The organism is Pseudomonas sp. CFBP 5748 (genome assembly GCF_053850495.1).
On the sequence record NZ_JBSPTN010000004.1, the window covers coordinates 342,578 to 357,933 of the forward strand.

Annotated in this window: 13 protein-coding genes; 3 read left to right on the top strand and 10 right to left on the bottom strand. The window is 61.0% G+C overall.

Translation table 11 applies throughout. The annotated features are described in order from the left end of the window. Positions 1–83 precede the first annotated feature (83 nt). The 5 genes from pstB to ACWNZ1_RS11655 all read right to left on the bottom strand — a co-directional run bounded on the left by pstB (position 84) and on the right by ACWNZ1_RS11655 (position 7,846). Positions 84–917 carry a phosphate ABC transporter ATP-binding protein PstB gene (pstB, locus tag ACWNZ1_RS11635; RefSeq protein ID WP_135847851.1) on the bottom strand — a complete coding sequence of 278 codons (834 nt, stop codon included), beginning with the start codon at positions 915–917 and terminating at the stop codon, positions 84–86. Between the two features lie 162 nt (positions 918–1,079). Next, positions 1,080–2,750 (bottom strand): phosphate ABC transporter permease PstA, encoded by a 1,671-nt coding sequence (gene pstA / locus ACWNZ1_RS11640; RefSeq protein WP_135847852.1) that lies wholly within the window; start codon positions 2,748–2,750, stop codon positions 1,080–1,082. 15 nt (positions 2,751–2,765) lie between these two features. Next, complete coding sequence (locus tag ACWNZ1_RS11645) at positions 2,766–4,799, bottom strand: ABC transporter permease subunit (RefSeq protein WP_178084346.1); 2,034 nt, start codon at positions 4,797–4,799, stop codon at positions 2,766–2,768. Positions 4,800–5,261: 462 nt separating this feature from the next. Further along, a complete protein-coding gene (locus tag ACWNZ1_RS11650; RefSeq protein ID WP_135847854.1) occupies positions 5,262–6,260 on the bottom strand; it encodes a phosphate ABC transporter substrate-binding protein PstS in 999 nt (332 codons plus the stop codon). A gap of 287 nt (positions 6,261–6,547) precedes the next feature. After that, complete coding sequence (locus ACWNZ1_RS11655) at positions 6,548–7,846, bottom strand: MFS transporter (protein ID WP_135847855.1); 1,299 nt, start codon at positions 7,844–7,846, stop codon at positions 6,548–6,550. 382 nt (positions 7,847–8,228) lie between these two features. Between ACWNZ1_RS11655 and ACWNZ1_RS11660 the strand changes: the two genes are divergently transcribed. After that, on the top strand, positions 8,229–8,633 hold the full coding sequence (locus ACWNZ1_RS11660) for an acyl-CoA thioesterase (RefSeq protein ID WP_003177184.1): 405 nt from the start codon (positions 8,229–8,231) through the stop codon (positions 8,631–8,633). Positions 8,634–8,690: 57 nt separating this feature from the next. Further along, positions 8,691–9,590, top strand: a complete 900-nt coding sequence (locus tag ACWNZ1_RS11665; RefSeq protein WP_456027639.1) for a D-hexose-6-phosphate mutarotase — start codon at positions 8,691–8,693, stop codon at positions 9,588–9,590. 138 nt (positions 9,591–9,728) lie between these two features. Here the strand turns inward: ACWNZ1_RS11665 and ACWNZ1_RS11670 are convergent, their stop codons facing one another. The 5 genes from ACWNZ1_RS11670 to ACWNZ1_RS11690 form a co-directional block, all read right to left on the bottom strand. Continuing rightward, entirely contained in the window at positions 9,729–10,265 is a 537-nt protein-coding gene (locus ACWNZ1_RS11670; RefSeq protein ID WP_135847857.1) for a DUF3299 domain-containing protein, read from the bottom strand. 88 nt (positions 10,266–10,353) lie between these two features. Further along, on the bottom strand, positions 10,354–10,599 hold the full coding sequence (locus tag ACWNZ1_RS11675) for a GlsB/YeaQ/YmgE family stress response membrane protein (RefSeq protein WP_003196372.1): 246 nt from the start codon (positions 10,597–10,599) through the stop codon (positions 10,354–10,356). A gap of 103 nt (positions 10,600–10,702) precedes the next feature. Further along, positions 10,703–11,788, bottom strand: coding sequence for a 5-(carboxyamino)imidazole ribonucleotide synthase (locus ACWNZ1_RS11680; RefSeq protein WP_135847858.1), 1,086 nt, complete (start codon positions 11,786–11,788; stop codon positions 10,703–10,705). 12 nt (positions 11,789–11,800) lie between these two features. Continuing rightward, the gene (gene purE / locus ACWNZ1_RS11685) at positions 11,801–12,292 is read right to left on the bottom strand and encodes a 5-(carboxyamino)imidazole ribonucleotide mutase (RefSeq protein WP_003187060.1); all 492 of its coding nucleotides are present in this window, start codon (positions 12,290–12,292) and stop codon (positions 11,801–11,803) included. Between the two features lie 245 nt (positions 12,293–12,537). Next, positions 12,538–13,455, bottom strand: coding sequence for a LysR substrate-binding domain-containing protein (locus ACWNZ1_RS11690; protein ID WP_135847859.1), 918 nt, complete (start codon positions 13,453–13,455; stop codon positions 12,538–12,540). 182 nt (positions 13,456–13,637) lie between these two features. On the opposite strand from ACWNZ1_RS11690, the gene aspA reads away from it, so the two are divergent. Continuing rightward, positions 13,638–15,062, top strand: coding sequence for an aspartate ammonia-lyase (gene aspA, locus ACWNZ1_RS11695; RefSeq protein WP_003196363.1), 1,425 nt, complete (start codon positions 13,638–13,640; stop codon positions 15,060–15,062). Positions 15,063–15,356 lie beyond the last annotated feature (294 nt).

Below are 15,356 nucleotides of genomic sequence, written 5' to 3' on the forward strand. Positions count from 1 at the left end.
CAAGCTTCAAGCTGCAAGCTTCAAGCAGTTAAATGTTGATCCTGATCGCACCGCCTCGGTCCTGCGGCTTGCAGCGACCTCGACTAGCCGTAACGACCGGTAATGTAGTCCTCGGTCTGCTTCTTGGCCGGATTGGTGAACAGGGTATCGGTGTCGCCGAATTCCACCAGTTTGCCCATGTACATGAACGCGGTGTAGTCCGAAACCCGCGCCGCCTGTTGCATGTTGTGGGTCACGATGACGATGGTGAACTTGGACTTGAGCTCGTAGATCAGCTCTTCGACTTTCAGCGTCGAGATCGGGTCCAAGGCCGAGCAAGGTTCGTCGAGCAGCAAGACTTCCGGCTCCACGGCGATGGTGCGGGCAATCACCAGACGCTGCTGCTGACCGCCGGACAAACCCAGCGCCGACTCATGCAGGCGGTCCTTGACCTCGTCCCACAACGCCGCGCCCTTGAGGGCCCACTCTACGGCTTCGTCGAGGATGCGCTTCTTGTTGATGCCCTGGATGCGCAAACCATAGACCACGTTCTCGTAGATGGTTTTCGGAAACGGGTTGGGCTTCTGGAACACCATGCCCACGCGACGACGCAGCTCGGCCACGTCTTCGCCCTTGCGGTAGATGTTGTTGCCGTAGAGGTTGATTTCACCCTCGACGCGGCAACCGTCCACCAGGTCGTTCATGCGGTTGAAGGTGCGCAGCAAGGTCGACTTGCCGCAGCCCGACGGACCGATGAACGCGGTGACGCGCTGTTTCGGGATGTTCAGGCTGACGTCATACAACGCCTGCTTCTGGCCGTAGAACAGGTTCAGGCCGGGCACTTCGATGGCGACGGTTTCCTGAGCCAGGTCCAGGCTCTGCTTGTCGCGGCCCAGGGCCGACATGTTGATGCCGCGTGCTTGTACTTCGTGTTGCATGGGAGGCTCCCTGTGCTAACAAATTCGGTTCGTTGGCCGCTGAGCGGCAATGCCATTCGGTGTACTTGTGGGAGCGGGCTTGCTCGCGAAAGCGGTGTGTCAGCTTGCATCTGTGCTGAATGTGCCGCCGTCTTCGCGAGCAAGCCCGCTCCCACATGGAAATCAGCTATCCAGTGCTTTGTACTTCTCGCGCAGGTGGTTACGGATCCACACCGCCGACAGGTTGAGCGTGGCGATCACCAGCACCAGCAACAGCGCCGTGGCGTACACCAGCGGGCGTGCCGCTTCGACGTTCGGGCTCTGGAAGCCCACGTCATAGATGTGGAAGCCCAAGTGCATGATCTTCTGGTCCAGGTGCAGGTACGGGTAGTTGCCGTCCAGCGGTAGCGACGGGGCCAGTTTCACCACGCCCACCAGCATCAGCGGCGCCACTTCACCCGCGGCGCGGGCCACGGCGAGGATCATGCCGGTCATCATCGCCGGGCTCGCCATGGGCAGGACGATTTTCCACAGCGTCTCGGCCTTGGTCGCGCCCAGGGCCAGGGAGCCTTCACGCACGGTACGCGGGATCCGCGCCAGGCCTTCTTCGGTGGCCACGATCACCACCGGCACCGCCAGCAGCGCCAGGGTCAACGAGGCCCAGAGCAGGCCTGGGGTACCAAATGTCGGCGCCGGCAGGGCTTCGGGGAAGAACAGACGGTCAACCGAGCCGCCCAGTACATAGACGAAGAAGCCCAGGCCGAACACGCCGTAAACGATGGCCGGCACTCCCGCCAGGTTATTCACCGCAATGCGGATCAGGCGAGTCATCGGCCCCTGGCGGGCGTATTCGCGCAGGTAAACCGCTGCCAGCACGCCGAATGGCGTCACGATCATCGCCATGATCAGGGTCATCATCACCGTGCCGAAAATCGCCGGGAAAATCCCGCCCTCAGTGTTGGCTTCACGTGGGTCGTCGCTGAGGAACTCCCAGACCTTACTGAAATAGAAGCCGATCTTGGCGAAGGTGCCCATACCGTTCGGCTGGTAGGCGTGCACCACTTTACCGATGTCGATTTCCACTTCTTTGCCGTTGGCATCGCGTGCGGTCAGGCTGTCACGATTGAACTGCGCATGCAGGTCGGCGAGGCGGACTTCAATGTCCTTGTAACGGGCAGTGTATTCAGCCCGTTCGCTTTCCAGGTCTGCTTGTGCGGCGGCATCGAGCTTGCCCGCCAACTCCAGTTTGCGGCCATGCAGACGGACGCGTTCCAGGCCGGCGTTGATCGCGCCGATGTCGACTTTTTCCAAGGTCTTGAGATCGGCGGCCAACTGGTTGACCCGTTGTATACGGGCCTGCAGTTGCGGCCAGGCAGCCTCGCCTTCGGCGATGACCTTGCCTTGCTCCTTGACGTTGACCAGGTAACCGTAGAAGTTGCCCCACTCACGTCGCTCCAGGGCCATCAGCTCTGGCGGGGTCGTCTGGTTGGTCAACCAGTCGCCAACGATCCAGGTGAAGTCGGTGCCGTTCAGGTCCCGGTTGCCGACCTTGATCAGCTCGCGGGTCATGAACTCGGGGCCTTCGTCCGGCACCGGCAGGCCGGCACTTTTCAGGCGTTCGCGAGGCACTTCTTCTTTCTGCACCACTTCGCCGACCACCAAGTGCGCAGGCATGCCCGGCACGTTGTAGTTAGCGTGGATCAGGTCCGCCGGCCAGAAGTGGCCCAGACCGCGCACGGCAATCACCGCCAGCAGGCCAATGGTCATGATGACCGCGATGGACACCGCACCACCGCTGATCCAGACGCCGGGGGCGCCGCTCTTGAACCATCCTTTCAGGGAGTTCTGTTTCACAGACTTCTACCTTTCTTAAAGCGACGAATATTTCTTGCGCAGACGCTGACGGATCAGCTCGGCGAGGGTGTTCATGACGAAGGTGAACAACAGCAGCACCAGTGCCGACAGGAACAACACGCGGTAATGGCTGCCGCCGACTTCCGATTCCGGCATTTCCACCGCCACGTTGGCCGCCAGGGTGCGCAGACCTTCGAACAGGTTCATTTCCATGACCGGCGTATTACCGGTGGCCATCAGCACGATCATGGTCTCGCCGACCGCCCGGCCCATGCCGATCATCAGCGCCGAGAAGATGCCCGGGCTGGCGGTGAGGATCACCACGCGGGTCATGGTCTGCCACGGCGTGGCACCGAGGGCCAGTGAGCCCAGGGTCAGACCGCGCGGCACGCTGAACACAGCGTCTTCGGCAATGGAGTAGATGTTCGGGATAACCGCAAAGCCCATTGCCAGGCCAACCACCAGGGCGTTGCGCTGGTCGTAGGTGATGCCCAGGTCATGGGAAATCCACATGCGCATGTCGCCGCCGAAGAACCAGGCTTCCATGTACGGGCTCATGTACAGCGAGAGCCAGCCCACGAACAGGATCACCGGAATCAGCATCGCGCTTTCCCAGCCTTCCGGCACCTTCAGGCGGATCGACTCGGGCAGGCGGCTGAAGACAAAACCGGCCACCAGGATGCCAATCGGCAGCAGCATCAGCAGACTGAAGATGCCCGGCAGATGCCCTTCGACGTACGGCGCCAGGAACAGGCCGGCGAAGAAACCGAGGATCACCGTCGGCATCGCCTCCATCAGCTCGATCACCGGCTTGACCTTGCGACGCATGCCCGGAGCCATGAAGTACGCGGTGTAGATCGCCGCGGCAACCGCCAGTGGCGCGGCCAGCAGCATTGCGTAGAACGCGGCTTTCAGGGTACCGAAGGTCAGCGGCGAGAGGCTCAGCTTGGGTTCGAAGTCGGTGTTGGCGGCGGTCGATTGCCAGACGTATTTAGGCTCGTCGTAGTTTTCGTACCAGACCTTGCTCCACAACGAGCTCCACGAAACTTCCGGGTGCGGGTTTTCCAGCAGCAGCGGTTGCAGCTTGCCGCCCTGCTCCACGATCAGGCGGTTGGCCCGTGGCGACATGCCGAACAGACCCTCGCCTTCGATCACCTGATCCACCAGCAAGGTGCGGTGGGCGGTACTGTGGAACACGCCGAGCTTGCCGGATGCGTCAAGGGCGACGAAGCCTTTGCGGCGTTCTTCGGCGCTGATCTCGACGATGGGCGCGCTGCCCATCTGGAAGGTACGAATCTGTTTGAAGCGCAGCTCGCCGTCTGGGTCGCGGGCCATGAACCACTGGGCCAGGCCGCCTGTGGAGTCGCCAACGATCAGCGAAATCCCGCCCACCAACTGGGTCGTGGCGGTGACTTGGGCGTCACCGTTTTCCAGCAGTTTGTAACGACCGTTGAGGCTCTTTTCCCGCAGGCTGAACACGTCGGCCTGGGCACGACCGTTGATCACGTACAGCCATTGCTGACGCGGGTCGACGAAGATGTTCTTTACAGGCTCGGTCATCTGCGGCAGCTCGATACGCGTCTGCTCGTTGGTGACTTCACCGGTCATCATGTTTTCTTCGCTGGAGAGCGACAGAACATACAACTGGGCACCGCTGGAACCGGCAAGCAGCAGGGTCGAATCGGTGGCATTGAGGCTGACATGCTCCAAGGGCATGCCCTGCTCGTTCAAGGCAATTGGCGTCTCGCCGTAAGGGTATTCGATAGCCGGCGAGATGGTTTTCTTACCGTCCGGATAGCTGACCTTATAGGTATGACGGAACACCAGGGCCTGGCCATTGGACAGGCCGACCACTACCAGTGGGCTACCGGGCTGGTCTTCGCCGATGGAGGCCACGCTGACACCGGCCGGAATCGGCAGGTCGACACGACGCAGCTGCGCACCGCTGTCGATGTCGAAGAACAGCGCCTGCCCCTTGTCGGAAACCCGCATCGCCACCTGATTCTGCTCTTCGATAGCGATCATCAGCGGTTTGCCGGCGTCTTGCATCCAGGCCGGAGTGATCGAGTCCTTGGCGGTCAGGTCCGCACCTTGGAACAGCGGGACGACCACATAAGCCAGGAAGAAGAAGATCAGGGTAATGGCCGCCAGAACAGCGAGGCCGCCAATCAGGACGTACCAGCGGGTCAGGCGATCCTTGAGCGCACGAATACGGCGCTTGCGTTGCAGCTCAGGCGTATTGAAGTCAATGCGCTTGGGAGGGGAAGTCGTAGTCATTGTGGAGTTGGCCAGATCATTCATGCGCACACCCTAGCGATCCTGTATGACAGAAAGATGACAATGCAGTGACGCAACAAATCCGCCGCCGAGAGTATCGGCAGCGGACAGGAATTTTGGGGTGTGGGAGCAGGCTAGCTCGCCGGGTCAGTCAACATCCGTGTTGAATGCACTGACCGCGTCGCGAGCAAGCTCGCTCCCACAAGAGTCCGGACTTTGGCCCGGGCTCAGGTGTTACTTCTTGGCGACGTTGCCGCCTTCCGACAGACCCAGGTCAGCCAGTGCCTTGGCGGCTACTTTGGCTGGCAGCGGGATGTAGCCGTCCTTGACCACAACTTCCTGGCCTTGCTTGGACAGGATCAGCTTCACGAACTCAGCTTCCAGCGGAGCCAGAGGCTTGTTCGGCGCCTTGTTGACGTAAACGTAGAGGAAGCGCGACAGCGGGTACTTGCCGTTCAGGGCGTTTTCTTCGGTGTCTTCAACGAACTCAGTGCTGCCTTTCTTGGCCAGGGCCACGGTCTTCACGCTGGCGGTCTTGTAGCCGATGCCCGAGTAACCGACGCCGTTCAGCGAAGAGCTGATCGACTGCACGACCGAAGCCGAGCCTGGTTGTTCGTTGACGTTTGGCTTGTAGTCGCCTTTGCACAGGGCTTCTTCCTTGAAGTAGCCGTAGGTACCGGATACCGAGTTACGACCGAACAGTTGAACCGGCTTGTTGGCCAGGTCGCCGGTCACGCCCAGGTCACCCCAGGTTTTCACGTCGGTTTTACCGCCGCACAGACGAGTGGACGAGAAAATCGCGTCGACCTGTTCCATGGTCAGGTGCTTGATCGGGTTGTCCTTGTGTACGAATACAGCCAGGGCGTCCACGGCAACCGGGATGGCGGTAGGCTTGTAACCGTACTTGGTTTCGAAAGCCTGCAGCTCGTTGTCCTTCATCTTGCGGCTCATCGGGCCCAGGTTGGCAGTGCCTTCGGTGAGTGCGGGCGGCGCGGTGGAGGAACCGGCAGCTTGAATCTGGATGTTTACGTTCGGGTATTCTTTCTTGTAGTGCTCAGCCCACAAGGTCATCAGGTTGGCCAGGGTATCGGAGCCGACGCTGGACAGGTTGCCCGACACACCAGTGGTCTTGGTGTAGCTCGGGATCGCAGGGTCAACAGCGGCAACCGCGTTGGCAGTCGCAACGCCAGCAGCGACAAAAGTCATTGCCGCCATCAAACGCTTCAGTTTCATGCCTTACTCCTAGCAGATAGGGTGTGTTAAGTCGGCCAAAGTATCTGTAAGCCGTGTGAACACTCTATGGCTGAAATATGACAATTGGATGAAAGGCCAGCATTGAGTTCTACAACGTGATTGGCACCAATAAAAGAGTCAGGCGAAAGACCCGCTCATTTACAGAGACGAATGACTCCGTAGCGAGGGAGCTTGCTCCCGCTTGAGCGCGTAGCGCTCACAAAAAAGGCTGCTGCGCAGCCTCGCCACAATGAATCACACCCACCTTAAGTGAACGATATTGGCGCCTAGCGCCCCTTCTTCCAAAGATAAGCACCCACCGCAATCCCGATACCGCAGATCACCGCCACGTAATAGGCCGGTCCCAGTGGGCTCTCCTTGAGCAGCAACGTAACGATCATCGGGGTCAAGCCGCCGAAGATCGCGTACGCCAGGTTGTAGGAGAACGACAGGCCGCTGAAGCGCACCACGGCCGGGAACGCCTTGACCATGACGTAGGGCACCGCGCCGATGGTGCCCACCAGCAGCCCGCTCAGGGCATAGAGCGGGAATAGCCACTCGGGGTGGTCGAACAGACAGTGGTAGAACGTCCAGGAGGTAATCAGCAGCAAAGTGCTGCCAAACACGAAGACCCGCCCGGCACCGAAACGGTCGGCCAGTACGCCGGAGCCGATGCAGCCAAAGCTCAGGAACACGATTGCCAGGCTGTTGGCCTGCAGCGCGGTAGTCGGGCTGAAGTGGTACACGGTCTGCAGCACGGTCGGGGTCATCAGGATGATCACGATGATGCCGGCCGACAACAGCCAGGTCAGCAGCATCGAAATGGCGATGGCACCACGATGATCACGCAGCACGGCCCGCAGCGGCACTTCCTCGGCCAGGGCCTTGCGCAACTGCAGCTCGGCGAACACCGGGGTTTCGTGCAGCCAGCGGCGCAGGTACACCGAGAACAGGCCGAACACACCGCCCAGCAGGAATGGAATCCGCCAGGCGTAATCCGCCACTTCCACCGGCGTATAAATACTGTTGATGGCGGTGGCGACCAGCGAACCCAACAGGATTCCCGCCGTCAGGCCACACGTCAACGTGCCGCAGGCATAGCCGATGTGGCGCGCCGGAACATGTTCGGAAACGAATACCCAGGCCCCCGGCACTTCGCCGCCAATGGCCGCGCCCTGGATCACCCGCATCAGCAACAGCAGGATCGGCGCCCACATGCCGATCTGCGCGTAGGTCGGCAGCAGGCCCATGATCAGGGTCGGCACGGCCATCATGAAAATGCTCAGGGTGAACATTTTCTTGCGCCCCAGCAGGTCGCCGAAGTGGGCCATGATGATCCCGCCCAGCGGCCGGGCCAGGTAACCGGCGGCAAAAATGCCGAACGTCTGCATCAAGCGCAGCCATTCGGGCATTTCCGCGGGGAAAAACAATTTGCCGACCACGGTGGCAAAGAACACGAAAATGATGAAATCGTAGAACTCCAGCGCACCGCCCAAGGCAGAAAGCGATAAGGTCTTGTAATCGTTGCGGGTCAACGGACGAGCGGGTTGTGCAGGTGTCGCTGTGCTCGAAGGCGCAGTGGTCATGGCAAGGCTTCTCTTATTAGTCAGTTCCGCAACCCGACCGCGTGGGTAGGGCCTACGGCCTGTGGCGAGTTCGGCACGATAGCAAATTGTTCGAAAAAACACATAGAGGCGCGTAATTGACAGTCAAAATCAGAACCGAGTGGTCGTCTCGACGACTATCGCCCGATATACTCGCAATGTTGCAACACTCTGTAAGGGGTTGCTGTGCGAAAACGTCGTTGGTGGCGTAGTACCAGAACCAGCCGGTTTCGCAGAGTTTCCCTTTGGCACGCCTTTACGAAAAACGTGACGAACGTAGCATGTTCGGGCTGAATCGTTTTTTACAAAGACGGCTATTCACCTGCAACACAAGACAGCGTTACGGGTCAGAGGCACCCCCGGCATGATAGAGCTCGAACAAGAAGATCCAATCCCGCAAGGCGACCTGGCCCTGCAAATCACCGCGCTCCCTCGCGAGACCAACGGCTTCGGCGATATTTTCGGCGGCTGGCTGGTGTCCCAGATGGACCTGGCCGGCACCGCAATGGCCAGTAAGGTGGCCGGCGGACGCGTGGCCACCGTCGCGATCGATCGCATGGCGTTCCTGGTACCGGTGGCGGTGGGTGCGCAGCTTTCCTTTTATACCCAGGCGCTGGAAATCGGCCGCAGCTCGATCCAGATGATGGTCGAGGTCTGGAGCGACGACCCGTTGTCCAGCGAATGGCGCAAGGTCACCGAAGCGGTGTTTGTGTTCGTCGCCATCGACGGCAGTGGCCGTACCCGCTCGGTTCCGCCGCGCGCGCGTTAAACACGACGGCCGTTTTGCGGTCCATTGCAGTCCCTGTTCCTGAACGAGATTTGCAGCATGCCTACGCCCCATGTCGAAGCCGTCAAACTGGATGAACTGAACGGCTGGCGCATCCGCCACGGTCAGGCCGAGTTGCTGGTGGCCCAGCAAGGCGCGCACATCCTCAGCTATCAAGTGGACGGCCAGCCGCCGCTGATCTGGCTCAACGACCAGGCCACGTTCAAGACCGGCAAGAGCATCCGCGCCGGCGTGCCGGTGTGCTGGCCGTGGTTCGGCAACCTGACCCGTAACCCCGACAGCGTTCAGGCCATGCGCGTAACCAACGATCCGGCCACCGCCCACGGCTTGGTGCGGGCGATGGACTGGGAGTTGAAGGGCATCGAAGCCGAAGGCGAACGCCTCAAGGTCGAGTTCGTGCTGCCCTACCCCGAAAACGGTCTCTCAGGCTGGCCGCATCAGGTGGACCTGACGCTGACCATCGTGATGGACGAGCAGTTGCACATCAGCCTCACCAGCCACAACCGCGGCAGCGAAACCGTCAGCCTCAGCCAGGCGCTGCACAGCTATTTCGCCGTGAGCGATGTGCGCAATGTGCACGTCGAAGGGGTGGATGGCTTGAGCTATATCGAGACCCTGGACGACTGGAAAACCGTCACCCAGGCCGGCGACCTGCACTTTGCCGGCGAGACCGACCGCATCTACCTCGATACCCCACCGAAGCTGAGCATCGTCGACCCGCAGTGGGAACGACGGATCGAACTGACCAGCAGCGGTTCGCGCTCGGCGGTGATCTGGAACCCCTGGACCGAACGTGCCAAGGCGTTCAGCGACATGGCCGACGATGGCTGGCAGCGCATGCTGTGCATCGAGACGGCGAATGTGATGAACGACGTGGTGACGCTGTTGCCGCAGGCCAGTCATACCCTGGGTGTGAGCATCGGCAGCAAGCCGCTCTAAGCCACACCACAAAAACCACTGTGGGAGCGAGCTTGCTCGCGATAGCGGGATAACAGTCAACATCAGCGTCGACTGACACACCGCCATCGCGAGCAAGCTCGCTCCCACATTGGGATTTGTGTCAGGCCAACCGGCCTATTACAAATCCGCCTCCTGCACCACCCGCACCTTCTCCGCGTCCAGCGCATACGCCGCGCTGGCCAGGTCGTTGTCGACCTTTTCGATCTTCAGCGTACCGGTCACCCACAGCGGCGTGTAGATGTCGTCCAGCTTCAGGCCCTTGGGATAGCGAACCAGCACCAGTTGATTAGGCGGCGGTGGCGGGACGTGGATGCAGGCGCCTGGGTAAGGCACCAGGAAGAACAGCGTGCTACGGCCCTTGGCGTCGCTTTCCAGGGGCACCGGGTAACCGCCGATGCGAATGTGCTTGTCGTTCATCGACGCCACGGTTTTGGTCGAATACATCACCGCCGGCAAGCCTTTGCTTTGCTTCAGGCCCCCTTTCTCAGTGAAGGTGCCATTGGCTTCTGGGGAGTCGTGGTCGATCTCGGGCATGGCCTCGAGGGCTTTCTGGTCCGACTTGGGCATCAATTGGAGCCAGTCGGTTTCCGGCAGCTCGGCGGCATGGGCCAGGCCACTGCCCAGCAGAAGAAGGGTCAACACTAGACGGCGCATGAAGGGCTCGGCAATAAGTGGGAAGTACAACGCCGGGCATTCTAGCCCTCTCCACGCGCCACGCAGAGAGGGCTTTGTCGCATTTGAATCAGTTTCTTTTGATCAGGCCGTAGATCACCAGCAGCACCACCGCGCCCACCAGGGCACCGATGAAGCCAGCGCCTTGACCGGCCTGGTAGATGCCCAGGGCTTGGCCGCCATACGTGGCTGCCAACGAACCGCCAATACCGAGCAGGATGGTCATGATCCAGCCCATGCTGTCATCGCCCGGTTTCAGGAAGCGCGCCAGCAGGCCTACGATCAAGCCGATAAAGATGGTTCCAATGATTCCCATGGCATATCCCCTTTGGTTGAACAGCTAGGCCAAAGCCTAATCGGGCTTTGGCACCTTGCCATGAGAGAAGCCGGCCGACGAATGGTTCCACCGGTGCTTCAGATTATTGCTCGGCGATCAGCGTCTCGACCTTGATGATCTGCTGGGCCAGCGTCGCCCGATCAGCGCAGCGCAGGTTGGCGTGGCCGACCTTGCGCCCGGCCTTGAATGCCTTGCCATAGTGATGCAGGTGGCAATCGGCAATCGCCAGGACTTTCTCGCTGTCCGGCACCTTGCCAATGAAGTTGAGCATCGCGCTCTCGCCGACCTTCGCGGTCGAGCCCAGCGGTAACCCGGCCACCGCCCGCAGGTGGTTTTCGAACTGGCTGCACTCGGCGCCTTCGGTCGTCCAGTGCCCGGAGTTGTGGACCCGAGGCGCGATTTCGTTGGCCTTGAGGCCGCCGTCCACTTCAAAGAACTCGAAGGCCATCACGCCGACATAGTCGAGCTGCTTGAGCACCCGGCTGGAGTAGTCTTCGGCCAGGGCCTGCAACGGATGGTCGGTGCTGGCGACGGACAGCTTGAGGATGCCGTCCTTGTGGGTGTTGTGCACCAGCGGGTAGTAACGGATTTCACCGTCGCGGGCCCGTACGGCAATCAGCGAGACTTCCCCAGTGAACGGCACGAAGCCCTCCAGCAGGCAGGCCACGCTGCCGAGTTCGGCAAACGTGCCGACCACGTCTTCAGGGCTGCGCAAGACTTTCTGGCCCTTGCCGTCGTAACCCAGGGTACGGGTCTTGAGCACGGCCGGCAGACCAATGGACGCAACGGCTGCGTCCAGGTCGGCCTGGGACTGAATGTCGGCGAAGGCCGGCGTGGGGATGCCCAGGTCCTTGAACATGTTCTTTTCGAACCAGCGGTCACGGGCGATGCGCAAGGCTTCGGCACTTGGGTAGACCGGGACGAACTGGGACAGGAATGCAACGGTTTCGGCCGGGACGCTTTCGAACTCGAAGGTCACCAGGTCCACTTCATCGGCCAACTGACGCAGGTGATCCTGGTCGCCGTAGTCGGCTCGCAGGTGTTCACCCAGCGCGCTGGCGCAGGCGTCCGGCGCCGGGTCCAGGAAAGCGAAGTTCATCCCCAGCGGCGTACCCGCCAGGGCCAACATGCGACCCAACTGGCCGCCACCGATTACACCGATCTTCATTCGTCAACAACCTCAGGCAATGCGTGGGTCTGGATTGTCCAGGACGCTGTCTGTCTGCTCAGCGCGGAACTTTTTCAGCACGGTATGAAATTGTGGATGCTTGGCGCCCAGGATGCTCGCCGAGAGCAAGGCCGCGTTGATCGCACCGGCCTTGCCGATGGCCAGGGTCGCGACCGGAATACCGGCCGGCATCTGCACGATCGACAGCAGCGAATCGACGCCCGAGAGCATCGACGACTGCACCGGCACGCCCAGCACCGGCAGGTGGGTCTTGGCCGCACACATGCCAGGCAAGTGGGCCGCGCCACCGGCACCGGCGATGATCACCTCGATGCCACGGGACTCAGCCTCTTCGGCGTACTGGAACAGCAGGTCCGGGGTGCGGTGGGCGGAAACCACTTTCACCTCGTAAGGGATGCCGAGCTTTTCCAGCATATCGGCGGTGTGGCTAAGGGTGGACCAATCGGACTTGGAGCCCATGATCACGCCAACCAGTGCACTCATCGTCGTGCCTCTTCTCTCTGGGCGCCCGCAGGCGCGTCAAAAAACAACAAGCCACGCAGGAAACCGGCGTGGCTTGTTGTACGAATTATGGCCGGGCAAGCCGACCGAAGGCCGGGCAGTATACCGAAAATGGTGCGTTAAACGCACTTTCGCCGACAGTCTGTCGTTTGGGGGGAGGCGGTGGTTTTATTGACTCGCAGGTCAGCGAATGCACCACACAAAATCTTCCTGTGGGAGCGTTGTTATCAAGACCCCGCGGCACCCTGCGCCGCACCACCCTCAAGCTTGCGCCACAACAACCGCACATTGGCCTTGCGCACCAGGGCGCAGCGGTACAGGCGAATTTCCAGTGGCACGTGCCATTGCGTACCGCCACAGATCACCAGTTCACCCCGGGCCAGTTCGGCGCGCACGCTCAGATGCGGCACCCAGGCGATGCCCAGGCCTTCCAGGGCCATGCTTTTCAGGCTGTCAGCCATGGCCGTCTCATAGACCGTGGTGAAACGCAGCGCCCGCTGGCGCAGCAACTGGTTGACCGAACGACCGAGAAACGCCCCTGCGCTGTAGGCCAGCAGCGGCACACTGGCCTCGCCCTCGAGGTCGAACAGAGGCTTGCCATCGGCATCGGCCGCGCACACCGGAAGCATTTCGGTCTGGCCCAGGTGCAGTGACGGGAAAATCTCCGGGTCCATCTGCATCGCCGAATCCGGGTCGTAGAAAGCCAGCATCAGGTCGCAACCACCTTCGCGCAAGGCATGCACGGCATCGCCGACGTTGGTGGCCACCAGTCGCGTAGCGATGTTCATCCCTTCGTTGCGCAGTTGCGCGATCCAGCGCGGGAAAAAGCCCAATGCCAGGGAGTGCGCGGCGGCCACTTGGATGACTTCGCCCTGCCCACCTTCCAGGTGATGCAAATGCCGCAGCACCTCACCCAGTTGCTCGACCACCGTGCGCGCCGTCACCAAAAACAGCTGCCCCGCCGCCGTCAGCTCAACAGGTGTGCGGGAACGGTTGACCAAGGTCAGTCCCAACGCCGCTTCGAGGCTGCGAATTCGCCGACTGAAGGCCGGTTGTGTCACGAAGCGCCGCTCGGCCGCCTGGGAGAAACTGCGGGTGGCGGCCAAGGCACTGAAGTCCTCGAGCCACTTGCTTTCAAGATTCATCACGTCCTCCCGTTAAACGCACCAAAACAGGTCACACGTTCGCCGCACCGCCGACGTCACACCGACATTATGCCGAATATGCATAGGCCAGTGTTTAACAGCATTGGCCCTATTTTTTTCCAGAGCCTAGGATTCACAGCGTTCCGGCTCAGACCGGGTCCTTATTCGAGATGATTTCTATCATGTCCTCCGCTGCATCCTTCCGCACAGAAAAAGACCTGCTTGGCGTACTCGAAGTACCGGCGCAAGCGTATTACGGCATCCAGACCCTGCGAGCGGTAAACAACTTCCGTCTCTCCGGCGTCCCGATCTCGCATTACCCCAAGCTGGTGGTCGGTCTGGCAATGGTCAAACAAGCCGCCGCTGACGCCAACCGCGAACTGGGCCAGCTCAGCGAAGCCAAGCACGCAGCCATCAGCGAAGCCTGTGCACGATTGATCCGCGGCGACTTCCACGAAGAATTCGTGGTGGACATGATCCAGGGCGGCGCCGGCACGTCGACCAACATGAATGCCAACGAAGTCATCGCCAACATCGCGCTGGAGGCCATGGGTCACCAGAAAGGCGAATACCAGTACCTGCACCCGAACAACGACGTGAACATGGCGCAGTCCACCAACGACGCCTACCCGACCGCGATCCGCCTCGGTCTGCTGCTAGGTCACGATGCGTTGCTGGCCAGCCTCGACAGCCTGATCCAGGCATTCGCGGCCAAGGGTGAAGAATTCAGCCACGTCCTGAAAATGGGCCGCACCCAGCTGCAGGATGCTGTGCCGATGACCCTCGGCCAGGAATTCCGCGCCTTCGCCACCACCCTGAGCGAAGACCTGGCGCGCCTGAAAACCCTGGCCCCGGAATTGCTCACCGAAGTGAACCTGGGCGGCACCGCCATCGGCACCGGCATCAACGCCGACCCGCGCTACCAGGCCCTGGCCGTGCAGCGCCTGGCAACCATCAGCGGCCAGCCGCTGGTTCCAGCCGCCGACCTGATCGAAGCCACCTCCGACATGGGCGCCTTCGTGCTGTTCTCCGGCATGCTCAAGCGCACCGCGGTCAAGCTGTCGAAGATCTGCAACGACTTGCGCCTGCTGTCCAGCGGCCCACGTACCGGCATCAACGAAATCAACCTGCCGGCCCGCCAGCCAGGCAGCTCGATCATGCCCGGCAAGGTCAACCCGGTCATCCCGGAAGCAGTCAACCAAGTGGCGTTCCAGATCATCGGCAACGACCTGGCCCTGACGATCGCGGCCGAAGGCGGCCAGCTGCAACTGAACGTGATGGAACCGCTGATCGCCTTCAAGATCTTCGACTCGATCCGCCTGCTGCAACGGGCCATGGACATGCTGCGCGAGCACTGCATCGTCGGCATCACCGCCAACGAAGCGCGCTGCCGCGAACTGGTCGAGCACTCGATCGGTCTGGTCACTGCGCTGAACCCGTACATCGGCTATGAAAACGCCACCCGCATCGCCCGTGTTGCCCTGGAAAGCGGCCGCGGCGTGCTGGAGCTGGTGCGCGAAGAAGGCTTGCTCGACGACGCCATGCTCGACGACATCCTGCGCCCGGAAAACATGATTGCTCCGCGTCTGGTTCCGCTCAAAGCGTGATCGACGCAACTAACGCTCACCAGGTCGAGGGACTAGACACCTCTCACCTTTTGAGGGCTTGGGGATCTTCCCCAAGCCCTTTTTTTAATTGATAGCGACAAGGATGACCGAACTGTAGGAACGAATCTTCTCGCGATAAACGATGACGCGCTGCCGTTGTAAACCGCGTCATCAGCCATTGCGAGCGGGCTCGCCCCCACAAAAACCTGACCAGGAGGCCAGGTGAAACATAGGCTCCGTTTCGTCGGACGCACCACAACTGTGCAGACGGGCACCGCGCTGATAGGTATAGTG